We start from the raw sequence: 24,044 nt of genomic DNA on the forward strand, positions 1-24,044 counted from the left end.
AACATGACGAATCAACTTTTTAAAAATGGTGTGCTGCCTTTTGTGGTTGATGCCTATGATCAAAGCGTGTACGATTCAAAAATTGTTTTCTCAACCCAGGACATAGGCACAGCAAAGCTAGTTTTTCAATTGCGTAAAGATGGCGTGCCTTTGCCTCTTTCAGCGGTTGACGGAAAACTTGTACTTTTATTTAACAATGGATCCAAGAACGTTCGGAATATCACTCTTATTGATAAAGTCGATGGGATCGCCGAATACGTCCTAGATAATGACGAGATCAAGCTATATGGCAAGGTTCAAGCGTCTTTGAATTTGTATTACCGAAATGGACAAGCCTTGTCTATTCACGAATTTATATTTGAGATTGATCGAAATTTAATTGACCAGGACATTGCCCCGGCAGCGGAGTTTTATATTGATGATTTTCAATCGTTGAAAAAACAAATTGAACGCATGGCAGCGGAGCTTGAAGCAGATATAAAAAAGCGAACTGACGATATGCAAGGAAACATTGATAAGATCACGAAAGAGCTTCAAAAACAGCTTGATCACTTGAAAGAAAAACTAGGTGATCTTGAAGCGCTTGAAACAAAAGAAGGCGCAAAAGCTAAAGTAGCCGAAGCGCTTGCAGCAGCTAAAAAATATACGGACGATCACGCAGAGACACCCGCCGGAGCATTGAAAATGGCTAAAGAGTTAGTTGTGGGTTTTCAACAAAAGAAAATTACGCTAGATTCAGGAATGCCATTGATTTCAATTAAGGATACTTCTTTAAGCATCTTAGACGAAGTTATCAATAATGGATTAGGGCAAGGAACTTTCTATGCAATAGCTGGTTCAAAAGATTTGCCGAATCACCGTTCTTTTAGAGGTTTCTTCCACATTACAGATGCGACGACAAATGGAAAAGGTACGTTTGGATGGGTGTATGCAACAGATTATATCAACAATATCTATACAAATTACCTTAACAATAACGTATGGAGCGGTTGGGCGAGGTTGTCTAATCACAATTTGCTATCTGAAACAGGGCAAAGCCAATTGTTGCCGAATGGTACGGACATATTAACGCTCCCGTCCGGTTGTTATTATGCCGTTGGAACAAATGTCGTCAATATGCCGAGTAAAACCGATTCATCGTGGTTCAATATTTACGTTATTGACAACAGTAACAACCGTAAATACTTTCATATTGTTAGAAGCGGCGATAATTTACATTGGTTCGGCACAGTCCATACGGACGGATCATTTAAAGGATGGAAAAGGATGCTGACGGATGATGATTCAATCAGCACATGGAATCAGGTAACGTTAGTCGCTGGAACAGTAAAACAATTTGCGGGAAACCCCCTCCAATTTTCCATACGTCAAAATGATTTACTACTTCGGGGATCGTTTGAGGGAGTCCCGGCGAATGATGCAGTCATTGCCCGTTTTACTCAAAAACCGGCATCAAAAGCTGTGTTTGTCGGTGCAACAGTAGGTTCTTATGGGTCTGCTAGATTTACATTAGAGAAAGATGGTTCTTTACGCTTTGATGGAATGTCCGCTAACGATAATTCTTTTGTAAGTAGATTTGAAATAAATGAATCTATTCCGTTGTGGTAAAGGAGGGGAAGCATCATGCACATTTATTACTATGACGAAAATTTTAAATATCAAGGCGAAGATGTAATTGATCATGACGAGCTGCCGAAAAATGCTACGGATGTAAGACCACAAGAGGGGTTGTATCTTCCCGAGTATGACGAGAAAAAAAGAGTATGGTTTGAATCAGCATCTAAAGAGTATATAGAGAGCTTGCAACCAACGCCGCAGCCGTCAAAAATAGACCTCATGGAGAAACAAGTTGCCGAGCTTTATTACTTGTTTGCATTAGGGGGTGATCCATCGTGAGTGATTTCGATTGGTTCAGTAGAATCAAAGGTTTTTATGATAGAGAATTATGGACAAAAGAAATGGTTTATAACACAGTAGCAGCGGGGAGAATCACACCCGAACAATACGAGGAAATAACAGGTGAGCCATACGAGGTATAGGCTTATTTTTTATGCTTATGGCGGGAGAAGGTGAGAGTTATGGAAATGGATTTGGCGCAGTATTTAATGACACAAGGACCCTTTGCGGTGCTTTTTTGTTGGGTGTTGTTTTATGTATTGAACACGACAAAAGAGCGTGAGAACAAGCTAAACGAACAAATTGACGCACAAAATGACGTACTAGCAAAATTCAGTGAAAAATATGACGTTGTAATCGAAAAATTGGACCGTATTGAAAGAAACCAAAAATAAAAATGAAAAGAGGAATTTTTGATATGAAAAACTTTGACAAAGGCACGGTCGTTCGCACGGTGCTTCTTTTTATTGCACTAATCAATCAAGGACTTATCATGTTTGGCAAACCTGTTTTGCCGATCAGTGAGGACCAAGTAAATACATTAACAGAAACTTTATATCTTGCCTTCTCGATGGTCTTTACATTAGTGACAACCCTTGTCGCATGGTTCAAAAACAACTATGTGACAAGTCGAGGGAAAGCCCAAAAAGAAGCGCTGCAACAAAAAGGATTAACAAAATAAAGGGCTGCCCCAGCCAGTTCTTTTTTAATACCTAAAATAATTTTAAGGGAGTAGATGAACAATGGTAAAAATCATTCAAGACTATATTTCAAAGAGTAACCGCAACAGACCAGGCAACTATATGAAGCCTTTATATATTACAGTTCATAACACGTCTAACACGTCAAAGGGCGCAGACGCAGCAAGTCACGCAGCTTTTGTTAAACGATCTAGTACAGCCGTTAGCTGGCACTACACTGTGGATGAAAATTGTATCTATCAGCATTTACCATTAAACGAAAACGGATGGCACGCAGGAGACGGCAGAGGCACGGGCAATATGAAGTCGATCGGCATTGAAATTTGTGAAAATGCAGACGGCAATTTTGAGAAGGCAGTCGAGAACGCTCAATGGTTGATTCGCCAGTTAATGCAGGATCAAGGCATTCCATTGTCAAACGTTGTTCCTCATAAAAGATGGAGTGGAAAAGAATGTCCCCGCAGGTTGCTTGATCGTTGGGACAGCTTCAAAGCCGGGATCGCAGTTGCTAACACAAATAAAAAGCCGTCTGCTAAACCAACAAAAGCAGAACCATCCAAAACAGCAGCTTCCAAACCTGCTAAAAAGTCATATAGCTTGCCAACAGGCATTTTAAAAGTTACAAAACCTCTTACAAAGGGATCAGCAGTAAAAGCCGTACAAGAAGCCCTGGCGGCGGTTTACTACTACCCGGACAAAGGAGCAAAAAACAACGGCGTCGATGGCTATTACGGACCGAAAACAGCGGATGCGGTCAAACGATTCCAATTGATGCATGGGCTTGCTGCCGATGGCATTTATGGACCGAAGACTAAAGCAGCTTTAGAAAAGCTATTAAAATAAAAAATCTATAGACTTATGACTATAGATAGTTTAAAACAAGAAACTCCCCTGTCCATTACTGGATGGGGGGTTTTACTTATATAGAGTTTATTTTAATCTTCCCCATATAGCTCTACCGCCTGTATGTCCTGTTTTCTTGTGAATTTCTTTGTTCACAAGTTGTAATCTTCCTGTGTTTTCATGGTGATGCCATACATAGCCTCTAGGGGTTTTGTTATGGTTTATATCAATGATTTGGTTCTTAGTAAATTTTTTAGCATGTTTAGGTGACTTAATACCGATTTTTAAAGATGCGTTTGCCTTAGCGAATTGAGTTTTGTTAGATGACTTTATTAACAAACCTGGTAGATTGTAATTGAATTTTGAATTGAAAACAGGGAAGCCATTTGCAGTGAATTTAACACCGGTTTTAGGGTGTTTCTTTTTAGCAAGTTTTCCATTTCTGATTACAACTTTTTTCGTTGAGTTTTTCAAATATTGTTTTGCATATAGTTTCCCACCGATTCGCATAACAACAGGAAAAGCAAGAGGAACTAACCAAAAAGGGTAAGCTTGAATAATATCAACGTCATCGTCTGTACCAATTGCATCGGCTGGAGCAGAAAACGATGGTTCTACTAATTCCCCTTTTTCAAAAACATCATCAGAAATTGTATCTTTTTCTAGCTCCTCATCTGTAACATCATCTTCAAGTAAACCTTGATACTCTTCATAGTTATCCCAATCCTCGTATTCTTGAGCATATGGAAAATCATCATAGTTTTCGTAAGAAGATTCAATGTAGTCGTTTAATTGATCTTCCGTTAAATTACTTTCTCTAACTTGTGCTGATTCCGCTTTTGCAAACTCCGGTAAAATAAAAGATACTAGAAGCAATAGCGGTAATGTTGCACATAAAAACTTCCTTAATTTCAATTAAAGCACCTCTTTTGTATTATATTTACAAACATTGCAAGTATAATACAAGTATTGGAGGTAAACAATACCTATTCTATAAAATCTTCCAATTGATTAACAATAATCTCAACATCTGAATCATTTAATCTATTTAAGTTACTAATGATACTTTTAAATGTTTCCAGTGATTCTTTGTTCTCTAAAATCAAGTTTTTCTTGTATGTTGCTACTGTATCTAGCACTAACCCCAATTCAAGAGCGCCATCAACGTCATTCGTTGAATTAGTATGAGTTTCTATTTTTTTCAATAACCAAATGAGATCGTCATAATTTTGAATAGGGAAGAGCTTGAGATTAGAAAATAATTCTTCATTATTTTTTTCAAATATCCTATTTACTTCATCCTTTGTAATTGCGTCTGGATCGTCGGGCGATATGTATGTAAGTTCATAGTCGTCGGGATCTAACCCTTCTAAATCAGGTTCACTATCATCTGATTCATCAATATAGAGTTTTGAAATAAATTCATTAAAACTATCTGCTAATTTAAAGTCCTCTTCCATTTCTAAATCGAAAAAATGAACGGGTGGATTCTCTGTAGTATTTCGGTAATCTAGTGCAACCCAGGAATGACCATCCCCCGAGATAAGAATAATATCTTTCGGAAGCTCCCATTCTTTTATTAAATAGTCACTTTCTAAAATCCCTTCTTTTTTGCCGATCCCTAGCAAATGATCAAATTGTATATGATCCTCTGCCCAGGAAGTAGGTCTAGCCGTAGGGAAAGCATTACATTCTAAATAACCGCCATTTTGCTCCAAGACTAAGTTTTTATATTCTTGTGGCAGCTTAACTCCTAGCTTTTTTTCTGTTTTCAGAATATCTTTTTCAGATATTTTTTTAAAAGTATATGGATCGTCTGATTGGTTAGCCCAAAATTGTTTCAACTCATCATCTCCTAAAATATAGATATACTTTTAAATTATACCTTCGACTCAAATTCTTATCAATAGACATAAAAAAACGAGATGAACGAAAACAAAAATTGCGGTTTGTTTTCGGTGTGGAATTATTCAGAAAATGATAATATATGTCATTATAGGGAATAGCAAGGAAGGGGTAGGGTCTTATGGAGAAAGTGCTTTCTTCTCATGTCGGTATGAAAATCAATGAATGGTATTACCATATTCAACGATTTAACGTGCCGGACGCCGAAGCATATAAAGAAGAAATAAAATCTTTGCTCGATGATATGGAGGAAAACCAGGACTTATTATTATATTACTCTCTTATGGAATTCCGACATAAATTAATGTTGGATTATTTGAATCCGTTGGAAAATGGAAAAGAGCGTGCCGACTTTAGAGAGTTAGCAATGAAGATCAAAAAGGATCAAGAGAAATTAACAGGCTTACTTGATTATTATTTTAACTTTTTTTATGGCATGTACGAATTTGAAAACTATGAATACCTCAACGCCATTACCTTCTATAAACGAGCAGAAAAGAAGTTATCTTTAGTAAGTGACGATATTGAACGTGCCGAGTTTAATTTCAAGATAGCGGAAATCTATTACCACATGAAACAAAACCACATGTCGATGCACCATATAGCCCAAGCAATAGATTGTTACAAAGAAAAAAACACTTATACTGTTAGGCAGATACAGTGTTCTTTTGTTATTGGATTAAATTATATTGATATGGGTTGCCCCGAAAAAGCAATGCCTCATTTTGAATACGCACTAGAAAAATCTTCTGACAACTCAACAAAAAGATTAAAAGGATCGGCGCTTTATAATATAGGATTAAGTTATTTTCACAATGATGAACTATTAATGGCTATAAAATACTTTAACGAATCAATCCATTCATTTAAAGAACAAGGATACGAACATTTAAATAAAATTCTTGATCCGATGGTTATGTTGACAAAGTCATACTTTAAAACTGATCAAAATGATTTAGGGTTATACGCCTTAAACGAGGGAATTGAATTGGCTGGAAAATTGAAAGACGACATATTTATAAATACATTCACTCTATTGAGATCATTGTATTTAGAAAACAATGTTAGTCGTTTAAAAGAAGCAATGGCATATTTAGAATCAAAATTTCTTTATGCGAATCTTGAAGATTTATCGAAAGATGCGGCGAAGCATTATAATAAGGCAGGAGATAAAGAGCGTGCAAACGAATTTTATGAGAAGATTCTTTATTTCCAACTCCAAATTAAGAGAGGGGATTGTCTTTATGAAATTTAAGTCAGTAGCAGCCGTATTAATAATTGTCAGTATGTTAGGTGCTTTTAGTTATGTTTCATCAAACGATATCCATAATGAAGCCCAACGAGGACACACAACAAGTATCGGTTATTTTGCTTAAATAAAAAAGCCCTTTTCGGGGGCTTTTTTATTTGAATATCTTTTTCATTAGCTTGCCGGATGCTTTACCCGCAGCACGTCGCATGATACGTTTTCCGATAGTACCCTTTTGAACGGCGTTAACGTCACCCAGGTATTTTGATGTTTTATAAAGGATCGATCTTATTTTATTTATGTTCATTCTGCGCTCCTTCTACGTCTGTCCATTATAAAAAAACTCCCCCAATACTCCCCCAATACTCCCCCAAACTTCCCCCAAAAGAATACTATCATATAGTTGACTTTAAGAAGGTGGAATTTTTGTGAATAAGGAGAAAGTCAGTCATATCAATACTTCAATTATTTCAGAATGTATGTTTGGTAACGTGTTGGATTATTATTAGTAAATTGCAAATAGACTTATTGTAAAAAGCGATAGGATTTCCATTGTTCTTATTTACAATATACAATAGCCATTCATGACGGTTCTAAAACGTGTCTGTATATAAAAATACAGAATGGTGTGCAAAGACACTAGTATCTATCCATCATGATTTTTCTTCAATCTGTTTCAGTTACAAAGAATGCGGTGCTTTTAATTTTCTATATGCTAAAGGTGTCGTATTTTTTATTCTTTTAAACATACTAATAAAATAACTTGTGCTGTTGAAGCCGACTTTGTAAGCAATTTCTGTTATATTGAAGTCTGTTTCTTGAAGCAGGATGAGGCTTTGTTGAACTCTATATTCATTCACATAATGAAGAGGTGTCTTCTTTAGAATATCTTTGAAGTATCTGCAGCATTCAGATCGGCTTAGCTGACCTGCTCGAGCGATATCTTGAAGGTGCACCTTTTCATGATAATACTGGTGAATCCAATTCAGCATAGGTTTCATCCGTTCATTTTTATCATGCTGCCGTGCATCATATTTTATTTGAAAGCCATTTTGTAATAAACATTTCCACATGGTGATGAGTTGAATATTGAGTTCAAGCTCATAATATGCTGGAGTTTCATCAATTAATCGCTGAATGGTTTGAATACATTGATAGATATGATTTGGCCAGTGGTCTTTTCGGTTCAATAAAATATAAGGTGTCTGACTCGCATGCATATAAGGATGAACGAAAGTGGTAAATAATTCATTGGCTGTGATGAAATGTGGGGAAACGTTTAGACAAAGATATGTACATGTTGTCCCATTCGCATCTTTTGCCATATGAAGGCAGCCACTATTGATGAATACGCCATCTCCTTCCTTCAAACATATCGTCTCTTCATTGATGTGAAATTCAGCTTCCCCCTCTAAAATAAAAACAAATTGAAATTCGTCATGCCAGTGTAGAGGGATGTGGCCGCTTCTATGATCACAAATTTTCGTATGATAAAGAGCGATAGACCAGGTCGTAGTAGAATGCTCCGTTAATTCTTTCAAATTGTAGTCAATAAGAAAATGATGGTTGTTCATGTTTCTCCTCAATATTCTTTTATTTTTATGTTCAATTGATATATCAATATGTAACAAAGTGAACTACTATCAACTATATTATCATGATTGTTTGAGAGTTGAGGAGAATGAAATGGATAGAAATAAGGGAATTTTGCTTGTGCTGATTGGTGCCATCTGTTGGGGAGTAGGAGGAACGGTTTCACAAAAATTGTTTCAGCAATATGGGATTTATGTCAATTGGCTTGTGACTGTCAGGCTGCTTATTTCAGGTGGACTGCTTTTATTTGTTCATTTCATGACAAAAGAACGAGCGCAACTAATTGGTGTGTGGCAAAAGAAGAGGACGGCTATGCAAGTCCTTATATTTGGAGTAATGGGCATGCTAGCTGTTCAATATACTTATATGGCATCCATTCAACTTGGGAATGCAGCTGTGGCGACGCTTTTGCAGTATACGGCTCCTGTTATGATTATCATGTATTTAGTACTTCGCCGCCAATCTACTTTTACTAAAAGAGATATGTTGACGGTGTCATTGGCGTTCATGGGCATGTTTCTCTTATTGACGAATGGTTCTGTTTCAACATTAACCGTTCCATTTGTCGCAGTGGTTTGGGGAATACTGTCTGCTGTAGCGCTTTCGTTTTATACGCTATATCCAATCAATCTGTTAAAAGAATTTGATTCTCTAGTCGTTGTCGGCTGGGCGATGCTGATTGGGGGAGCTGTCCTTAGCTTAGTCCATCCGCCATGGAAGATAAATCTGTCACATTTACCTGTTGAAGCGTATGTTTATTTATTGTTTGTTATCATATTTGGTACAATGATCGCTTTTTGGTTTTACATAGAAAGTTTGCAATATTTATCACCGAAAGAGTCAAGCTTAATTGGAAGTGTCGAGCCCCTTGCGGCAGTTGTCACGACTGTTTTTTGGTTAAAAGAGCCATTTGGTTTTTTTCAATGGGCTGGGACAGCTTGTATTGTATACATGATTTTATTCATGGCATTATATCAGCCGAAAAAATGAGAAGGAAGGGTGTTCAAAGAGAGATTTTCATTGCAAGAAGAATTGACTGGGTGAAATATACATGAAGTGAACTATTACTTCGTGATAACTACCTATTTTAAATAAATGGGTAGTTTCTCAATTTGTATTCATGTTGCGTTTGAAAATCTACCATATGCCAGACAACATGCCCGAACATATGGTTTAATCACATGGTCTATTTCTTATGACTTGAATAAGCGCAGTAGAAGCAACCATTAAAATCAGTTTCATTCGTCATTTGTTTAGCTTCATCAATGGCACTTTCGCCACTCATGTGCAGACCAATCAATTTACGGCTTGAAGCATCACCTAAAAATGCACAATCCTCTGTATGTACAACATACTGACCTTGATCATCTTTTGTATGAATAAAATAATAACTTTTTAGCATACCCCTCACCTCCAACCTGACTATACTACTATAAAACTTCCAGTGATGTAAATATTTTTAATTAAAAATATTGCGATTTTATACACATTCCTTTTATTTCATAAAAAGAAAAATATGTTATAAGATAAGAAGATCAAAGTGAATGAGAACAGAAAGGACTGTTTAGATTGAAAGATATGTTAACTCCTTTATTGGTCGCATTTGTCGTTGGAGGCATTGTGTACGTGATAGATGATCGGTCGATTCATCCTTTGCTTCTATTTCTCATCCTATTTATTAGCATTTATGCAGTTGAAAGAATCATTCATTTTGCTTCGAATCATTTCGATGAGCAGAAAAAATAAGCGCCGTTTCTGTTTCAGCCATGCAAAAAGGACTTTCTATAGAAGAAAGTCCTCAGCGTGTAGACAAACCCTCGCATTCGTTGTCAGGTCTGCGCGCTGGTGCTCACGAATGTTCAATTCGCTCCGCGCCAGTGCTCGTCCTTCCTAGACTGCAAAGGTTTTCTATCACGCTGAAAAGAAGACAAAGTGCTAAAATAAACATCATTTTAGCACTTTGTCAACAATCTAAGGACTTTCTATAGAAGAAAGTCCTTTTTGCTTCATTTATTGCGCTCCCTGACCTTTAAGTTCACGCTGCACGTCTAAGTCGTCAGTTTCTCTGCTGAACTTTGGCAGTGTAAAGAAGTAAAAAAGGAAAACGAGTAAAATAATAACGCCCATTCCGTAATAAATATAAGAAACGTTTGTAATGAGTTTTGGAAATAGTACCGCAATCAAACCTAATGTCAAGGATTGAGCAAACATGGTAAGCGGATCAACCCATCCTGACACACGTCCCATCAGACGAGGATGGACGATTCTCGGCAGCCAGCCGCCAATGACAATGTTGACTGGGCCAATGCATGTACCAATGACAAATGATGTGACATAAAACAACCATAGTGTATGCGTGGAACCAAGTACAAAAATCAGAATGCCTGCAACCAAAATTGGAAGCGACATGAGATATTGCATCTTTACTTTTTTAGCGAGAACAGAGCCCATTAAGCTGCCAACAAGTAGACCGGCACCGATCGCGATTGTAAAGAATGATGTATGCAGTTCAAAATGGTCCGGTGAAAGGCCATATTTCATTGTAAACATCGGAAGTACAGCAAATGCGCCATTGACTAGACCAAAAACAAAGAAGCCAAAAATTAAAGAAGCCAACAATTTATTTTTTATAATGTAAAGAATGCCTTCTTTAAAATCTTTTAGAGACGTTTTAATGGTCATGCCTCTCCAGCCTGCTTGTCCATTTGGCTGACGTGCTTCAATTGGAATGTTACATGTACGAATCAGGATGCCTGACACAATAAAACTGATCAAATCAATGGTAATGGCACCGTGAAGTCCAATTGTCTTATACATAATCGCACCGATTCCAACACCAAATACCATGAATAAACTAAACAGCATTTGATTTAAGCCAGCGGCTTTTGCATATTGATCTTTATTTAAAATCGCCTGAACGAGAGAGGCTTCAGCTGGATAGAAGAACTTCGTAATGGCACTTCGTATAAACAAGATCAAGAAAATAAGTGGAAGTGAATTGAAATAAATAACAATGAATAAAACAATCGACAGCCCAGCTCGTATCCAATCGCAATTCTCTGCGACTTTTTTACGATCAAAACGATCTGCTACGACACCGACCATAAAAAAGACAAAGATCGTTGGAAGTGAATACATGAGCTCTGCTAATGTGGCATAGGCGGGCTGATGACTAAAATGATCGAGCAAATAAAAGGCAAACGCCATATTGCCTACTGTTGTCCCCATTTGCGAAGCTAGTGCTGCAAAAAAGAGACGAACAAAATTTCTGTTTTTAAAAATATCCATAAATACGCTCCTTACCCTGAAGATCCCACTTTATATCATATAAAATTTTAAGCATTCATACAATTAATTTCTCCTACTGGCTAATGGTCACAGGTGTTCCATTTGGAACGATTGAAGCAAGTTCGATGACATTCTGATTATACATACGAATGCATCCCCTAGACACAGCTTTACCAATTGAAGACGGGTTATTCGTACCGTGGATGCCGTAATGAACTTTCGAGAGGCTCAGCCAATAGGCGCCAAAGGGACCTCCTGGGTTTGGCTGTCTGTTCACAATATAATAAGAACCTGTCGGTGTCATATTTAAAATTCTTCCTGTTGCAATCGGATACGACCGAATAAGCTCTGATCCAGAAAACAAGACGAGACGTTTCCTTGAAATCGAAACAGAGATGCGGTAAGGGATCGTATTAGGATCGGGTAGACCAGGAATGATGATGACCTCATTTTGTACCGGCTCTTGACCTTGAAGTGAAGGGTTTGCAGCCTTTAAAGCATCTGTTGTTGTTCGGAAATCAAGTGCTATAGAAGCAAGCGTTTCTCCGCGTTTTACCGTATATCGCAGCATCAAAGGACACTCCTTTTGCTCAAATAAAAGAAGCCATGATGCCTGTCACTTGATATATATATGGACGGAATCAGGCTAAGGAAGGTTTCTCCTAACATTTGTCATGAGAAAGATCTTTGATTATACATATGCAAAAAGGAGCGGTTTGGCTTCTGTCTAAATGCGAGAAGAGAGGGTGAAAAAGGTTAATTCAGGTTTTGCTAAAAATCGAAGCGGCAGTCTTGTTGTCCCAAGTCCGCGGTTGACATAGATTCGGTGCTGATAGCTTCCGTATAAACCTTCCACATATGTATGGCCAAAAGGTGCTGTGAGAATGGGTCCGTAGAAAGGAAGCTGCACCTGTCCGCCATGGGTATGTCCAGAAAGCTGCAAGTTAATGGGGGTTGTATCCAGCTCCAATGCAGCATCAGGCTCATGTACGAGCAGCAAGGTAAATAAATCAGATGATACTTCTCGCTTAATCAGGTCATAATCCGGCACACTCATCATCAGGTCATCCATTGTAGCAATCTGAATATGCGTCCCTTCTTTTTCTAATGGAAACACATCATTTTTACATATTGTAAAGCCGCAATCTTTCATCGTATTCTCATAAAGATCAATGCCAAATGGCCCGTAGTCATGATTACCGCATATCGCGAGCTTACCAAACGGGGCATGGAGCTTAGTCAAATAGGCTTTCGCTTTTTCATGCTCTTCAATCGATGCTTGAAAATCAACGAGATCACCTGTGAACACAATGAGGTCTGGAGACTCAGCGTTGATTTGCTGGACGACGGATTCTAATTCCTTCGCAGGAAATGTATCACTTAGATGAACATCACTAAATTGAGCGATTTTAAACTGGTCAAATGAAGCTGGAAGCTGAGCATCCCGAATGGTCATTGACACGGTATCGATCATGCGTGGTTCGATGTATCTGGCATATCCGTATCCACATGTTGTAGCTAAAAAACCGAGAATGCTCGCGCCAGCTGCTCCTTTTAAAAACTGTCTCCGAGAAAGTTGCTTCATATAAGACTCCTTTATAAATAAAATTAAGTATAGCATCATATTTAAAGAATCTCCCATATGGTGCATCTAGGGTCAATCATGATATGATAGAAAATAATGAATGAATAGTCATTCAAAACCAAAGAGGGGGAGAACAAATGACGAAACAAACAGTGATTGTCACAGGAGGATCAAGCGGAATGGGGAAGGCAATGGCTGTCCATTTGGCACATGAAGGCTGGAATGTCGTGATTACTGGAAGAACAGAAGAAACGTTAGAAAAGGTAGCAAATGAAATAAAACAAAATGGCGGCTCGATCGCTTACTTCCAAATGGATGTGCGAAACCCAGAAGATGCTGATCAAATGGTCAATTTTGCCGTAGATACATTTGGCGATGTGGATGCTCTGATTAACAATGCTGCAGGAAACTTTTTGGTTCCAGCAGAAAAACTATCTCCTAACGGCTGGAAGGCTGTCATTGATATTGTATTAAATGGAACATTTTTTTGCAGTCATGCAGTGGGCAATTACTGGATTCGTCAAAAGAAAAGGGGAAGTATGGTCAATATGGTGGCGACTTATGCATGGGGTGCTGGTGTAGGTGTGGCGCATTCAGCGGCAGCAAAGGCAGGTGTTTTATCTCTCACTCGAACGCTTGCAGTGGAATGGGGAAAGCAATATCGAATTCGCGTTAATGCCATCGCGCCAGGTCCAATCGAGAGAACAGGTGGTGCGGATAAACTATGGGAATCGGAAGAGGCAGCGCAAAGAACATTAGATAGTGTTCCTCTTGGCAGACTTGGCACACCAGAGGAAATTGCAAAGCTTGCAAGCTTTTTATTATCTGAACAAGCGTCTTATATAAATGGAGATTGTATCACAATGGATGGGGGGCAATGGCTCAACCAATCCCCATTTTGAATGACGATGTAAGACCTGCTTTTGATGTGTTATAATCACACAAAGAGAGAAGCAGGTGATGAAAATGGTCGATCCATTGGATATTTTAACGAATATTGAAGATGTTTTCCCGCACTATCAAGCGTTATTCAGTGCGGAAGAGCAAAAAGTGATAGGCTATGAGATTTTAGGAAGAATGAAGCTCGAGTCTGAAACAGTTAGCCTAGGCTCCTTCTTTACGGATTCATCTATTCCTGACGAATATAAAGTGGAAGTAGATCATAAAGTACTGACGCAAGCACTCGATCTTTTCACAACAGCAGATGATGATTTGCTCATTTTTATTAATCATGATGCCAATATCCTGATGCTTGATCATGGTGAAAGCTTTTTAGAACTCTTGAAGCGATATGAAGCAAGGGGCATTCAGCTTAATCGGTTTGTTATCGAATTTACAGAGCATACGTTTAGCGGCGATATTGAACAGCTTTACCATACGTTAACGTATTTTCGTACATATGGTATTAAAATCGCCATCTCGAATATCGGAAAAGAAAGCAGCAATCTTGACCGGATTGCCTTGCTCTCACCCGATCTATTAAAAATAGATTTACACGCATTAAGGGCATCGGCGCCTTCTCCTTCCTATGAATATGTCTTGTACAGCATTTCATTGCTTGCGAGAAAAATAGGGGCGGCTTTAATTTATGAAGACATTGAAGCAAATTTTCAGCTGCAATATGCTTGGAGAAATGGTGGCAGATACTTTCAAGGGTTCTATCTTCACGAGCCGGCGGCGGAATTAATTGATCGCAATAAACGAAAAGATCAGCTGAGAGAAGAATTCCAGCAATTTATTGCCCATGAGAAAAAGAAACTTCAAACTGTCTACGAACATTCTGAAACATTTTATAAGCGAATTCACCAAGCTGTCACGACCTTAAAAAAATCATGCAGTACAAATGATGAACTCATCCAAAAGCTGGCATTAGAATTAACGGATTGTAGCTTTCGAATTTATATGTGTAATGAAGAAGGCTTTCAAATCACTGGAAATGTGTTTAAAAAAGAAAAAGAATGGCTATTTCAGCCTGAATATATCGAGAAAAACTGGAGCTGGCGTCCTTATTTCCTAGCAAATATTCTCCAAATGAGAATGAGCGGGAAAGGATTTTTCAGTGATATATACAGCGATTTAGAAACTGGTGAGAGGATACGTACGTTTTCTTACCCGTTAGAGGGAGATATGTATTTATTTATAGATCTTCCGTATGCCTATTTATATGAGCAAGATGGATTAATTTAAAAGTAAAGTGTGAAGATTGTATTATCCATTTATTAACAATCTAAGTAGCCTTTTAGGCTGCTTTTTTTGATTGAAAAAAAGAAATAAAAAATGGTTGACAATGAAACTGATAATCATTATCATTTAGTTATAGAGAGAAGCTACTCTCTGTTCCCCAACCCCTCTATCAGATCAAGATCCAAAAAACTTGGCGCTACCCCCGCCAAGTTTTTTTTGTGCTTTTCATCTTTGCCTCATGCATAGGACAGCCCAATCCTTCCATACATCTTAAGTGATGACAGTTAGATGGTAGGAGGGAACGTCATGATTAAACGCGACAAGCGGCTGCTGATTGATTTGCCAAGACCAGATCACCCAGATGCAAATGGTGCTGCTGCTGTGCAAGAATTACTCGGCGGAAAATTCGGTGAAATGTCCACATTAAATAATTACATGTTTCAATCCTTTAACTTTCGAGGAAAACGAAAACTCAAGCCGTTTTATGACCTCGTATCCAGCATTACGGCTGAAGAATTCGGTCATGTAGAGCTAGTGACCACAGCTGTGAACCTCATGATTACAGGGACCACTCATGGTGGAGATCCAGATACGACACCGATGAAAGCGGCTGTCGATAAACGAAATACACAGCATTTTATTCAAACGGCTCAAACAGGCTATCCGTTTGATTCCATGGCAAAACCTTGGACTGGAGAGAACGTGTTTTCAAGCGGAAACCTGATTCTTGATCTCCTTCATAATTTCTTCCTAGAATGCGGAGCACGTACGCACAAAATGCGCGTATATGAAATGACAGATCATCCTACAGCAAGAGAGATGATCGGTTATTTACTCGTCAGGGGCGGAGTGCATGTTGTGGCATATGCAAAGGCGCTTGAGGTAGCCACAGGAGTAGATGTAGGAAAGATGCTGCCGATCCCAAACCTCGACAACAAATACTTTGATTCAGCGAGGAAATTTGAAGACCAAAATGTTCATACAAAGCTGTACACATTTAGTGATACGGATTACAAGGATATCAATAAGATTTGGAAGGGCAGCCATCCGATTGATGGAAAGCCGCTGACAGTGATTGAGGGCACCCCGCAAGGAGCACCTGTGCCAGATTATAGAGAATTACCGGAAGAGTTTGCCCCAGGCATTTCCAAAGAGGATTTTGACGAAATTGCCAAACGGCTGATGAGATCTGCAGGTTTATAAAAACATGGTGCATGAGATCAGAAAAAAGACTCAAACTAAAAAAACAGATTCTTTTTCTTTTTTTGAATTCAAGAGGAAAAATATCATCTGAGAACACTTTATGGTATGATGCTTTGTAGGACTTGTGTATAATCAATACGGGTTCATCTTGAGTTGTTTTTTTGAAAGGAGTCTTTTTTTAGAATGTCACAATTAATGGGTATCATTACAAGGCTGCAAAGTCTTCAAGAGACAGCAGAAGCTGCAAACGAACCGGCACAGCGTTATTTCGAAGTGAACGGTGAGAAAATCTGCAGTGTTAAGTATTTCGAAAAGAATCAAACGTTTGAATTGACTGTTTTTCAACAAGGGGATAAGCCAAACACTTTCCCATTTGACAACATTGATATGATTTCGATTGAGATTTTTGAGCTTCTACAATCCTAAGCTGAATCGTATGAAATGTTTTTTCTAAGGATTCCTTCGTTTATTTGCGGCAATATACATGTGTCATTTTTGGCAGTGTAATGGAAGATGATCAATCAGCGCACATTTCGGATAAGAGACCATTAAAAAGGAGTTCTTTTCTGTGAGTGATTCTTTTTACTACAATCTTTCTGAAGATCATTTAGCGTTTTCTGATGTCGTCATGAGAATGAAAGACTTTATTCGAAAAGACCCTAGATCCGCCTATGTGTTATCAATTGGTACGGACTCTCAGGTCAATCAAAATGTCACAAGATTTATGACTGCAATTCATCTCCACCGGATTGGCAAAGGGGCTTGGGGTTGCCTCACGCAACAAGTGATCAGCAGGCCTGTGCAAAGCCTTAGAGAAAAAATTTCATTAGAGACAGCGTTTAGCCAAAAGGTATGTGCAGACATCCTTGAGGGGCCTTTAACAGAACTGATGGATTTGCTTCTTCCGTTTGCTGAGGAAGGGGCAGACCTCCGTTTTGAAGCCCATCTGGATATTGGCAAAAAAGGAAGTACAAAAGATCTAATTCAGGAAATGACCGGAATGATCACAGCTATGGGAATTGAAGCTAAAATAAAACCCGACTCATACGCAGCATTTTGCTATGCCAATCGATACACAAAATAAATTCCGTCATTTTTCTCCAAACCTTGTCGAAACGTGCGGTTGACGATTCGATTCTAGTTCCTTATTCTAGCTGTATAGAGAGGAAGCAGACATTCAAAAGCCTGCTAATCAATATAAAAGCATATATGAAACAGGGGGCCTGATGTTGGATGAGCGTCATCGAAAATCGTTTTAATGAAGAAGAGAAAAAGCTATTATTAAACGTATTGCTGAATCAGGAATATGCTGTCGAATTACTAAGCAGTGAGATCAATGATATAGAATGTGGAACAAAAAATGTCGATGACAATACGTATAAGCAATTGATCACATTGTATGACAGAGTAAGGTTTGAGAATTAATATTGATTTAACATTCTATTAGATACTCGGGAGCTGAGTATCTTTTTTATGCAGAAAAAATCTTTCGACAAATTTCGTTTTAGTTTATGCTTAATGGTAAAGGGGAATGTATGATTGATGATTGAGAGAAAAGGGGTCGAAGAAACATGATAGAGATAGAACCAACTCAATTGCTTGAGTCAACAGTAGCCGAGCATATGATTGATGCAGATAAAGTGGCACATGTTCAAATTGGAAATAACCTTGAGCATGCTCTATTGGTCCTTACAAAAACAGGATATACAGCCATCCCGGTATTAGATCCTTCTTATCACCTGCATGGGTTAATTGGAACGAATATGATCATGGATAAGATCTTTGGTTTAGAACGAATTGAATTCGAAAAGCTGGACCAACTGAAGGTAGAAGAGGTTATGCTTACTGATATCCCAAGGCTTAAAACGACGGATCCTGTGCTAAAAGGCGTTCACGCTGTAACGAATAATGGATTTGTTTGTGTCGTAAATGAGGAGCAAGTCTTTGAAGGAATATTTACACGACGTGTTGTATTAAAGCGCTTAAATGAAGTGATTCATGCCGCGAAAAAATGAGCTGAAACCCAGCTTATTTTTTTTGCCTTCATAAGCTATAATTTATATAATGACCATATGGAATAAGAAAAACTTATAGAGAGAAAGGGGACGCCCATGCAGTTTCAGGAGTTACATATGCTTGTTGTGCTAAGTGAAGAATTGAATATGAGAAAGGCTTCGGAGCGGCTCTTTGTCTCTCAGCCTGCTTTATCTCAAAGATTGCAGACGATCGAAAAAGAGTGGGGAATCAAAATCTTTTTTCGTTCTCAGAAAGGGCTCACCGTAACTTCAGCAGGTGAACAGATCATTCAATTTGCAAAAGAGGTGACGGTTGAGCAAGATCGAGTGAGAGAACGAATCGATGAACTTGAAGGGGAAATTCACGGTACACTAAAGCTTGCGGTTGCATCCATTATTGGACAGCACTGGCTGCCGAAAGTGTTAAAGCGATATGTCCAAAAGTACCCAAATGCGAAGGTATCACTTGTGACCGGCTGGAGTAGTGAAATGCTCAAAAGCTTATATGAGGACCATGTGCACATTGGGATCATTCGCGGAAACCCTGATTGGAAAGGAACAAAGGAATATTTGATGACAGATCATTTATATTTAGTCGATTCTGTTATCAAAGACGTGGACGAGTTAATCGAGACAGAACGCCCGTTTATTCAATTTAAAAGCGACAGCACGTATTATCAGGAAATCCAGCACTGGTGGCATCAAAAATTCAAAGTGTCTCCAAAGCAGACGATTCTAGTGGACCAGATTGAGACGTGTAAACAAATGGCCTACCACGGCATCGGCTACGCCATTTTGCCTTCGGTCACCTTATACGACCACGAAAAAAGTGTTCATAAAACACCGCTTGTTGACGTGAATGGAGAGCAAATCGGACGTGACACATGGCTGCTAGGCTATGAAGCTTCTTTTCAATTAAAACAGGTGCAAGCATTTGTTGGTGTGGTCAAAGAAATGCTTGAAAGTGATGCGGTGTAAGCACCTTCTTGGAAGAGGAGGTGCTTTTTTTAGTTGAATGATCATTTACTTATTGCACGCATATCAAAGCAACAGATAGATGGAGCGAATCATAGAGGAGACTTCGATCTTATGAAAAACAATCAATTAATCAAAATCAACAAACCTGAATGGGGAGATCATTTGCGCGCGAGGTGGCGTGAACGTTTTGCTAGTCATCTTTCAATTAAAGAACAAAATGAGATATCAAAAGATGATTTTTTATGGCATTTATGCAGTTTTGGAATGGTTACATGCCTTGAAAAGGTTGAAGCGATAGACGCATTTCTTCAACAATCAAAGGATAAGTGTACTGTTTTTTATCAATTTGTGGACGAGGCGTATCTTTTCGAAAATGCCAGCTCTCTTTTAATCAATGATTTACCATATCAATCTAATCATATGGATTATAACGATATGTATGTGATGGACTGGAATGAAAAATGGACATTTGTGATGACGCACGAAACGGATTATGGTCCATATTTTATTCGAATAGATGAAACGAACGAATGAGGAACCGATGATCTCTTCGATACGAAAAACCCGCCTTCCAATTGGAATGAGCGGGTTTTTCATTGGGTTATAGTGTTGATTTGGTCAAAGCTTTTTTATGAAATCATTTGACAATGAAAATCATTATCATTTAAAGTGTACATATAATAATTGAAAATGATTATCATTTAGATGAGGTGACCGATAGATGAAAGCACTAATTGCATTTGCGAGTATGTCTGGTAATACAGAAGATATGGCAGCAATCATAAAGCAAACACTAGAAGGAAAAGAGATCGATACAGAGATGTTGGAATTTGATGATACAAGCGCAGAGGACCTTTCTTCATACGATTATGTGTTCATCGGTTCTTATACATGGGGTGATGGTGATTTACCTTATGAAGCTGAGGACTTTTATGAAGAGGTCTCTACGCTTGAACTAAGTGACATCAAAGCAGCTGTGTTCGGATCTGGAGATTACAGCTACCCGAAGTTTTGTGAGGCTGTCCATACATTTCATGACATGCTCAAATCAACCGGTGCATCTGTATTTCCTGAAACATTGAAAATGGAGCTTGCGCCTGATACCGATGAGGATGTGGCATGCTGTCAGGAATTTGCCACGAGTTTCTTAACGTGGGCGGCGTTATCTGAGAAACGAGTTGAAAATCATGTTTCATAAAGGAGCGACAGCTGTTGCTGCATCTAAAAACGGTGGATACTTTGTCGCTGTAAAACGTGAAGGTATTTTTCACTACAGTGTGGAGCGCGGGTGGCAGCAACTGTTTAAGTTCAAGCATAAAATTCATGCCATCAGCTATATTGGACCTTATTTATTCGGTGTTGGTGAAAATGGCACAGTGATTAGATCAGGAGATGAAGGCCATACATGGGCGCTATCATCATTTCCAACAAATGCAGTCGTTTGGTCTATTACAGGACGCAAAGATGGGTTTGTGTGTGCACATGGAAAACATAGTATTTATGTGTCAAATGATTTCGGGATTTCCTGGGAAATTATGAAGCCATTTGCTCATGTGAACCACCCGCCTGTCATTCGTTCTTTATGTGCTGCGGGTGATCACCTTTATATTGGAACACAGATTCATGAGGTTCACGGAGGAATATGGGTGTATGACTTGGAGAGTGAACAGGTTTTTCTCCTAAACAGAGAGGAGCACCGAATGACAGCTTCTATGCTGCTCTGTCAGGAGCATCTGCTTGTTTGCGCATTGGGGTCAAAAAAAGGTAAAAAGGGGTCTGTTCAAATTTTAGATTTACATACCAATATGCTGCATGATATTCAATCACAAGCCTTTGCTAGAGAGGAATCATTCTTGGATGTGTCAGAGGATAATGGCATTGTGTATGTGACGACTTCACAAGACGAACATGGGTTTTCTAAAGTGTATCAGCTTGATATTGAGCAAAAAGAGCTCAAATGGTTTGATACGATCAAAGGACACGGTTTTCGTGTAGCCAATCAAAATGAAAACTTTTTCTGTGCTGGTTTATATGAAAGCAAGTTTGTGAGGCCATATGAGGAGCCGGCATTGATTCATTGATAAGGAGGAAGAAAAAGTGACAGAAAAGGTTTTACTGGTGTATGCCACGATGTCTGGGAATACAGAAGCGATGGCAGATTTAATTGAAAAAGGAATAACAGAAGCAGGAGCTAGCGTGGACCGTCATGAAGCGATGGATATTGATGCAGAGCTTCTCAATGATTACACGCACATTATGTTAGGTGCGTACACATGGGGAGATGGTGACCTTCCTGATGATTTTATTGATTTATATGAAGAAATGGAAGAGCTTGATTTAACGGGAAAAGCATTTGCTGTATTCGGTTCCGGGGATACATCTTATGAGCATTTTTGCGGAGCTGTTGACCTAATCGAAAAAAAAGTGAAGGAGCTTGGCGGTGACATTGTCCTGCCATCCGTCAAGATCGAGCTAAATCCAGAAGGAGAAGAAGAGGAGAAATTGATTTCTTTTGGCAAGCAATTTGTTCATCTTCACCAGCAGGAAGCGGGGTAATCGGTCCCGCTTGTTTTATTTTCCATTGAAGAGTCAACTCTTTCACTTGTCATTAAAACTCTCCTTTGGTACAGTAATGAAGTATAAATTAAGAGGAGGACATACATACATGAAACAAATGGACGCTAATGAAATTATTTCATTTATTCAAAATAGTACAAAATCAACACCTGTCAAAGTCTACATTAAAGGTGATTTAGAAGGTATTGAGTTTGGTGAACATGCAAAAACGTTCATCACAGGAAACACTGGAGTTGTTTTCGGTGAGTGGAGCGACATTCAAGAAGCGCTAGAAACGAACAAAGACAAAATTGAAGATGTTGTCGTGGAAAATGACCGCCGCAACTCTGCAATCCCGATGTTAGATTTAAAGAACATTAAAGCACGTATTGAGCCAGGTGCGATCATTCGTGACCAAGTTGAAATCGGTGATAATGCAGTCATCATGATGGGGGCTTCTATTAATATCGGTTCTGTGATCGGCGAAGGTACGATGATTGACATGAACGTGGTGCTTGGCGGCCGTGCGACAGTAGGTAAGAACTGTCATATCGGTGCTGGATCTGTCCTTGCAGGTGTCATTGAGCCACCGTCTGCTAAACCAGTTGTCGTAGAAGATGAAGTTGTCATTGGTGCGAACGCTGTTGTTCTAGAAGGTGTGACAATTGGTAAAGGTGCAGTCGTAGCTGCTGGTGCGATCGTTGTGAACGATGTAGAGCCTTACACAGTTGTAGCAGGTACACCTGCAAAGAAAATCAAAGACATTGATGAAAAAACAAAAGGTAAAACAGAAATTAAACAAGAACTGCGTCAGCTTTAATTCAAATAATTCGCAGCTGAAGACATAGACGTGGATGATATATCCACGTCTTATTCGTATAGAAGAAAGGAAGCGAGTTCACTTGTTAAATCGTGAGCAATTGATATCCATTCGAAGAGATTTACATCAAATCCCTGAGCTTGGTTTTAAGGAATTCAAAACACAAGCGTACCTCATCAATCATCTTGGTGCTTATTCAAAAGATCGAGTTGAGATAGAAACTTGGCGAACTGGACTTTTTGTCAAAGTAAAGGGAAGAAATCCTGAGCGCGTATTTGCGTATCGTGCAGATATGGACGGTCTGTCAATTCCTGAGGACACAGGGTATCCATTTCAATCAGTACATGAAGGGAAGATGCATGCGTGTGGACATGACCTTCATATGACCATTGCACTCGGTATCATTGATCATTTTGTTCATGAGCCAATCAAAGAAGATCTATTATTTATGTTCCAGCCGGCAGAAGAAGGTCCAGGCGGAGCTGAACCGATGCTTACAAGTGATGTGCTGAAAAAATGGACGCCAGATTTTATTACAGCGCTGCATATTGCACCTGAGTATCCTGTCGGAACGATAGCCACAAAGCCAGGGCTGCTTTTTGCCAATACGAGTGAGCTTGTAATTGATCTTGAAGGAAAAGGCGGGCACGCTGCTTACCCTCATTTAGCGAATGATATGGTTGTGGCTGCGAGTGCACTTGTAGGTCAGCTGCAATCGGTTATTTCTCGTAATGTCGATCCTCTTGATAGTGCGGTCATTACGGTTGGCACGATTACAGGAGGAACGGCTCAAAATATCATTGCGCAGCATGCGAAGCTTGATGGCACCATTCGTACACTTTCACCAGAATCTATGGAAAAAGTGAGAAAGCGAATTGAAGCACTAGCAAAAGGGATTGAAATTGGCTACGAATGCAAGGCAACCGTGCGATATCCTTCATCTTATTACGAAGTGGACAATTCAAAGGAACTGACAGAGGAATTCATGTCATATGTTGCCGGAGAAGGGCTTGCGAATGTGGTTGAATGCAGAGAAGCCATGACAGGAGAAGATTTTGGCTACATGCTGAAAAAATACCCTGGATTCATGTTTTGGTTAGGGGTCGATTCAGAATATGGCCTGCATCATGCAAAACTCATGCCTGATGAAAAAGCGATTGAAACAGCTGTAAACGTTATGACAGCTTATTTCAAAAAGCAAGCAGGGGAATGAATAATCAAGCTGCCT

The 24,044-nt window shown here is 39.0% G+C and carries 31 protein-coding genes; 24 read left to right on the forward strand and 7 right to left on the reverse strand.

What is annotated here, in order from left to right:
* Nucleotides 1-3: 3 nt before the first annotated feature.
* The 6 genes from MKY83_RS07180 to MKY83_RS07205 all read left to right on the forward strand — a co-directional run bounded on the left by MKY83_RS07180 (nt 4) and on the right by MKY83_RS07205 (nt 3,440).
* Nucleotides 4-1,608, forward strand: coding sequence for a BppU family phage baseplate upper protein (locus MKY83_RS07180; RefSeq protein WP_283924449.1), 1,605 nt, complete (start codon nt 4-6; stop codon nt 1,606-1,608).
* A 15-nt stretch (nt 1,609-1,623) separates the two neighbouring features.
* On the forward strand, nt 1,624-1,896 hold the full coding sequence (locus MKY83_RS07185; protein WP_265208112.1) for a hypothetical protein: 273 nt from the start codon (nt 1,624-1,626) through the stop codon (nt 1,894-1,896).
* Nucleotides 1,893-2,039 carry an XkdX family protein gene (locus MKY83_RS07190; RefSeq protein WP_106038152.1) on the forward strand — a complete coding sequence of 49 codons (147 nt, stop codon included), beginning with the start codon at nt 1,893-1,895 and terminating at the stop codon, nt 2,037-2,039. The genes MKY83_RS07185 and MKY83_RS07190 overlap by 4 nt, the downstream gene beginning before the upstream one ends.
* A gap of 39 nt (nt 2,040-2,078) precedes the next feature.
* The gene (locus MKY83_RS07195) at nt 2,079-2,291 is read left to right on the forward strand and encodes a BhlA/UviB family holin-like peptide (protein ID WP_034324986.1); all 213 of its coding nucleotides are present in this window, start codon (nt 2,079-2,081) and stop codon (nt 2,289-2,291) included.
* Between the two features lie 23 nt (nt 2,292-2,314).
* The gene (locus tag MKY83_RS07200) at nt 2,315-2,578 is read left to right on the forward strand and encodes a phage holin (protein WP_265208113.1); all 264 of its coding nucleotides are present in this window, start codon (nt 2,315-2,317) and stop codon (nt 2,576-2,578) included.
* Between the two features lie 61 nt (nt 2,579-2,639).
* Nucleotides 2,640-3,440: an N-acetylmuramoyl-L-alanine amidase gene (locus MKY83_RS07205; protein WP_283924450.1), complete on the forward strand. Its 801-nt coding sequence runs from the start codon at nt 2,640-2,642 to the stop codon at nt 3,438-3,440.
* Nucleotides 3,441-3,527: 87 nt separating this feature from the next.
* Here the strand turns inward: MKY83_RS07205 and MKY83_RS07210 are convergent, their stop codons facing one another.
* Together MKY83_RS07210 and MKY83_RS07215 are read right to left on the reverse strand one after the other, a co-directional pair.
* Nucleotides 3,528-4,355 (reverse strand): HNH endonuclease, encoded by an 828-nt coding sequence (locus tag MKY83_RS07210; RefSeq protein WP_283924451.1) that lies wholly within the window; start codon nt 4,353-4,355, stop codon nt 3,528-3,530.
* Between the two features lie 71 nt (nt 4,356-4,426).
* On the reverse strand, nt 4,427-5,284 hold the full coding sequence (locus tag MKY83_RS07215; RefSeq protein ID WP_283924452.1) for an SMI1/KNR4 family protein: 858 nt from the start codon (nt 5,282-5,284) through the stop codon (nt 4,427-4,429).
* Between the two features lie 182 nt (nt 5,285-5,466).
* On the opposite strand from MKY83_RS07215, the gene MKY83_RS07220 reads away from it, so the two are divergent.
* A complete protein-coding gene (locus tag MKY83_RS07220; protein WP_283924453.1) occupies nt 5,467-6,600 on the forward strand; it encodes an aspartate phosphatase in 1,134 nt (377 codons plus the stop codon).
* Nucleotides 6,590-6,721 carry a hypothetical protein gene (locus tag MKY83_RS07225; protein WP_265208118.1) on the forward strand — a complete coding sequence of 44 codons (132 nt, stop codon included), beginning with the start codon at nt 6,590-6,592 and terminating at the stop codon, nt 6,719-6,721. Before MKY83_RS07220 ends, MKY83_RS07225 begins: the two co-directional genes overlap by 11 nt.
* A gap of 553 nt (nt 6,722-7,274) precedes the next feature.
* On the opposite strand, the gene MKY83_RS07230 is transcribed toward MKY83_RS07225, so the two are convergent.
* Nucleotides 7,275-8,168, reverse strand: a complete 894-nt coding sequence (locus MKY83_RS07230) for a helix-turn-helix domain-containing protein (protein WP_065097177.1) — start codon at nt 8,166-8,168, stop codon at nt 7,275-7,277.
* 112 nt (nt 8,169-8,280) lie between these two features.
* On the opposite strand from MKY83_RS07230, the gene MKY83_RS07235 reads away from it, so the two are divergent.
* Nucleotides 8,281-9,177: a DMT family transporter gene (locus tag MKY83_RS07235; protein WP_065097178.1), complete on the forward strand. Its 897-nt coding sequence runs from the start codon at nt 8,281-8,283 to the stop codon at nt 9,175-9,177.
* 196 nt (nt 9,178-9,373) lie between these two features.
* Here MKY83_RS07235 and MKY83_RS07240 read toward each other — a convergent pair whose 3' ends face one another.
* Nucleotides 9,374-9,589 (reverse strand): hypothetical protein, encoded by a 216-nt coding sequence (locus MKY83_RS07240; protein ID WP_050945147.1) that lies wholly within the window; start codon nt 9,587-9,589, stop codon nt 9,374-9,376.
* A gap of 167 nt (nt 9,590-9,756) precedes the next feature.
* Between MKY83_RS07240 and MKY83_RS07245 the strand changes: the two genes are divergently transcribed.
* Nucleotides 9,757-9,933 (forward strand): hypothetical protein, encoded by a 177-nt coding sequence (locus MKY83_RS07245; protein WP_164847174.1) that lies wholly within the window; start codon nt 9,757-9,759, stop codon nt 9,931-9,933.
* Between the two features lie 264 nt (nt 9,934-10,197).
* On the opposite strand, the gene MKY83_RS07250 is transcribed toward MKY83_RS07245, so the two are convergent.
* The 3 genes from MKY83_RS07250 to MKY83_RS07260 all read right to left on the reverse strand — a co-directional run bounded on the left by MKY83_RS07250 (nt 10,198) and on the right by MKY83_RS07260 (nt 13,060).
* Nucleotides 10,198-11,475 (reverse strand): MFS transporter, encoded by a 1,278-nt coding sequence (locus MKY83_RS07250; protein ID WP_342488444.1) that lies wholly within the window; start codon nt 11,473-11,475, stop codon nt 10,198-10,200.
* A gap of 73 nt (nt 11,476-11,548) precedes the next feature.
* On the reverse strand, nt 11,549-12,046 hold the full coding sequence (locus MKY83_RS07255) for a L,D-transpeptidase family protein (RefSeq protein ID WP_342488445.1): 498 nt from the start codon (nt 12,044-12,046) through the stop codon (nt 11,549-11,551).
* A 156-nt stretch (nt 12,047-12,202) separates the two neighbouring features.
* Nucleotides 12,203-13,060: a metallophosphoesterase gene (locus MKY83_RS07260; RefSeq protein ID WP_065097180.1), complete on the reverse strand. Its 858-nt coding sequence runs from the start codon at nt 13,058-13,060 to the stop codon at nt 12,203-12,205.
* Nucleotides 13,061-13,197: 137 nt separating this feature from the next.
* Between MKY83_RS07260 and fadH the strand changes: the two genes are divergently transcribed.
* From fadH to MKY83_RS07330, 14 genes are all read left to right on the forward strand, one after another.
* Nucleotides 13,198-13,962: a 2,4-dienoyl-CoA reductase gene (fadH, locus tag MKY83_RS07265; RefSeq protein ID WP_065097181.1), complete on the forward strand. Its 765-nt coding sequence runs from the start codon at nt 13,198-13,200 to the stop codon at nt 13,960-13,962.
* 64 nt (nt 13,963-14,026) lie between these two features.
* Entirely contained in the window at nt 14,027-15,247 is a 1,221-nt protein-coding gene (locus tag MKY83_RS07270; protein ID WP_065097182.1) for an EAL-associated domain-containing protein, read from the forward strand.
* A 303-nt stretch (nt 15,248-15,550) separates the two neighbouring features.
* Nucleotides 15,551-16,447, forward strand: a complete 897-nt coding sequence (locus MKY83_RS07275) for a manganese catalase family protein (RefSeq protein ID WP_003210823.1) — start codon at nt 15,551-15,553, stop codon at nt 16,445-16,447.
* A 183-nt stretch (nt 16,448-16,630) separates the two neighbouring features.
* The gene (locus tag MKY83_RS07280; protein ID WP_003212254.1) at nt 16,631-16,873 is read left to right on the forward strand and encodes a DUF1797 family protein; all 243 of its coding nucleotides are present in this window, start codon (nt 16,631-16,633) and stop codon (nt 16,871-16,873) included.
* A gap of 142 nt (nt 16,874-17,015) precedes the next feature.
* A complete protein-coding gene (locus MKY83_RS07285; RefSeq protein WP_003212504.1) occupies nt 17,016-17,531 on the forward strand; it encodes a ribonuclease H-like YkuK family protein in 516 nt (171 codons plus the stop codon).
* Between the two features lie 149 nt (nt 17,532-17,680).
* The gene (abbA, locus tag MKY83_RS07290) at nt 17,681-17,872 is read left to right on the forward strand and encodes an antirepressor AbbA (RefSeq protein WP_003210802.1); all 192 of its coding nucleotides are present in this window, start codon (nt 17,681-17,683) and stop codon (nt 17,870-17,872) included.
* Between the two features lie 146 nt (nt 17,873-18,018).
* Nucleotides 18,019-18,462 (forward strand): cyclic-di-AMP-binding protein CbpB, encoded by a 444-nt coding sequence (gene cbpB, locus MKY83_RS07295; RefSeq protein ID WP_003210874.1) that lies wholly within the window; start codon nt 18,019-18,021, stop codon nt 18,460-18,462.
* 96 nt (nt 18,463-18,558) lie between these two features.
* Nucleotides 18,559-19,440 (forward strand): LysR family transcriptional regulator, encoded by an 882-nt coding sequence (locus MKY83_RS07300; protein WP_342488446.1) that lies wholly within the window; start codon nt 18,559-18,561, stop codon nt 19,438-19,440.
* Nucleotides 19,441-19,551: 111 nt separating this feature from the next.
* Nucleotides 19,552-19,974, forward strand: coding sequence for a DUF4275 family protein (locus MKY83_RS07305; RefSeq protein WP_065097411.1), 423 nt, complete (start codon nt 19,552-19,554; stop codon nt 19,972-19,974).
* Nucleotides 19,975-20,161: 187 nt separating this feature from the next.
* Complete coding sequence (locus MKY83_RS07310; RefSeq protein ID WP_065097184.1) at nt 20,162-20,638, forward strand: flavodoxin; 477 nt, start codon at nt 20,162-20,164, stop codon at nt 20,636-20,638.
* Nucleotides 20,628-21,521: a hypothetical protein gene (locus tag MKY83_RS07315; protein ID WP_065097185.1), complete on the forward strand. Its 894-nt coding sequence runs from the start codon at nt 20,628-20,630 to the stop codon at nt 21,519-21,521. The genes MKY83_RS07310 and MKY83_RS07315 overlap by 11 nt, the downstream gene beginning before the upstream one ends.
* A 49-nt stretch (nt 21,522-21,570) precedes the next feature.
* Nucleotides 21,571-21,996, forward strand: coding sequence for a flavodoxin (locus tag MKY83_RS07320; protein WP_065097412.1), 426 nt, complete (start codon nt 21,571-21,573; stop codon nt 21,994-21,996).
* Between the two features lie 109 nt (nt 21,997-22,105).
* A complete protein-coding gene (gene dapD / locus MKY83_RS07325; protein ID WP_044142056.1) occupies nt 22,106-22,816 on the forward strand; it encodes a 2,3,4,5-tetrahydropyridine-2,6-dicarboxylate N-acetyltransferase in 711 nt (236 codons plus the stop codon).
* A gap of 34 nt (nt 22,817-22,850) precedes the next feature.
* Complete coding sequence (locus MKY83_RS07330) at nt 22,851-24,029, forward strand: N-acetyldiaminopimelate deacetylase (protein WP_065097186.1); 1,179 nt, start codon at nt 22,851-22,853, stop codon at nt 24,027-24,029.
* Nucleotides 24,030-24,044: the final 15 nt, after the last annotated feature.

Origin of the sequence: Bacillus sp. FSL M8-0266 (assembly GCF_038613425.1) — a bacterium.
In the GTDB taxonomy this organism is placed as follows: Bacteria; Bacillota; Bacilli; order Bacillales; family Bacillaceae; genus Bacillus; species Bacillus pumilus.

What these genes read in the sequence shown, in the direction of transcription:
- MKY83_RS07305 (WP_065097411.1), top strand. Translation starts at nt 19,552, where the DNA reads ATGAAAAACAATCAATTAATCAAAATCAACAAACCTGAATGGGGAGAT.
- MKY83_RS07275 (WP_003210823.1), top strand. Translation starts at nt 15,551, where the DNA reads ATGATTAAACGCGACAAGCGGCTGCTGATTGATTTGCCAAGACCAGAT.
- MKY83_RS07180 (WP_283924449.1), top strand. Translation starts at nt 4, where the DNA reads ATGACGAATCAACTTTTTAAAAATGGTGTGCTGCCTTTTGTGGTTGAT.
- MKY83_RS07315 (WP_065097185.1), top strand. Translation starts at nt 20,628, where the DNA reads ATGTTTCATAAAGGAGCGACAGCTGTTGCTGCATCTAAAAACGGTGGA.
- MKY83_RS07310 (WP_065097184.1), top strand. Translation starts at nt 20,162, where the DNA reads ATGAAAGCACTAATTGCATTTGCGAGTATGTCTGGTAATACAGAAGAT.
- cbpB (WP_003210874.1), top strand. Translation starts at nt 18,019, where the DNA reads ATGATAGAGATAGAACCAACTCAATTGCTTGAGTCAACAGTAGCCGAG.
- MKY83_RS07260 (WP_065097180.1), bottom strand. Translation starts at nt 13,060, where the DNA reads ATGAAGCAACTTTCTCGGAGACAGTTTTTAAAAGGAGCAGCTGGCGCG.
- MKY83_RS07330 (WP_065097186.1), top strand. Translation starts at nt 22,851, where the DNA reads ATGATATATCCACGTCTTATTCGTATAGAAGAAAGGAAGCGAGTTCAC.
- MKY83_RS07200 (WP_265208113.1), top strand. Translation starts at nt 2,315, where the DNA reads ATGAAAAACTTTGACAAAGGCACGGTCGTTCGCACGGTGCTTCTTTTT.
- fadH (WP_065097181.1), top strand. Translation starts at nt 13,198, where the DNA reads ATGACGAAACAAACAGTGATTGTCACAGGAGGATCAAGCGGAATGGGG.
- MKY83_RS07300 (WP_342488446.1), top strand. Translation starts at nt 18,559, where the DNA reads ATGCAGTTTCAGGAGTTACATATGCTTGTTGTGCTAAGTGAAGAATTG.
- MKY83_RS07225 (WP_265208118.1), top strand. Translation starts at nt 6,590, where the DNA reads ATGAAATTTAAGTCAGTAGCAGCCGTATTAATAATTGTCAGTATGTTA.
- MKY83_RS07240 (WP_050945147.1), bottom strand. Translation starts at nt 9,589, where the DNA reads ATGCTAAAAAGTTATTATTTTATTCATACAAAAGATGATCAAGGTCAG.
- abbA (WP_003210802.1), top strand. Translation starts at nt 17,681, where the DNA reads ATGAGCGTCATCGAAAATCGTTTTAATGAAGAAGAGAAAAAGCTATTA.
- dapD (WP_044142056.1), top strand. Translation starts at nt 22,106, where the DNA reads ATGAAACAAATGGACGCTAATGAAATTATTTCATTTATTCAAAATAGT.
- MKY83_RS07220 (WP_283924453.1), top strand. Translation starts at nt 5,467, where the DNA reads ATGGAGAAAGTGCTTTCTTCTCATGTCGGTATGAAAATCAATGAATGG.
- MKY83_RS07185 (WP_265208112.1), top strand. Translation starts at nt 1,624, where the DNA reads ATGCACATTTATTACTATGACGAAAATTTTAAATATCAAGGCGAAGAT.
- MKY83_RS07320 (WP_065097412.1), top strand. Translation starts at nt 21,571, where the DNA reads ATGTCTGGGAATACAGAAGCGATGGCAGATTTAATTGAAAAAGGAATA.
- MKY83_RS07280 (WP_003212254.1), top strand. Translation starts at nt 16,631, where the DNA reads ATGTCACAATTAATGGGTATCATTACAAGGCTGCAAAGTCTTCAAGAG.
- MKY83_RS07270 (WP_065097182.1), top strand. Translation starts at nt 14,027, where the DNA reads ATGGTCGATCCATTGGATATTTTAACGAATATTGAAGATGTTTTCCCG.
- MKY83_RS07195 (WP_034324986.1), top strand. Translation starts at nt 2,079, where the DNA reads ATGGAAATGGATTTGGCGCAGTATTTAATGACACAAGGACCCTTTGCG.
- MKY83_RS07250 (WP_342488444.1), bottom strand. Translation starts at nt 11,475, where the DNA reads ATGGATATTTTTAAAAACAGAAATTTTGTTCGTCTCTTTTTTGCAGCA.
- MKY83_RS07230 (WP_065097177.1), bottom strand. Translation starts at nt 8,168, where the DNA reads ATGAACAACCATCATTTTCTTATTGACTACAATTTGAAAGAATTAACG.
- MKY83_RS07235 (WP_065097178.1), top strand. Translation starts at nt 8,281, where the DNA reads ATGGATAGAAATAAGGGAATTTTGCTTGTGCTGATTGGTGCCATCTGT.
- MKY83_RS07255 (WP_342488445.1), bottom strand. Translation starts at nt 12,046, where the DNA reads ATGCTGCGATATACGGTAAAACGCGGAGAAACGCTTGCTTCTATAGCA.
- MKY83_RS07205 (WP_283924450.1), top strand. Translation starts at nt 2,640, where the DNA reads ATGGTAAAAATCATTCAAGACTATATTTCAAAGAGTAACCGCAACAGA.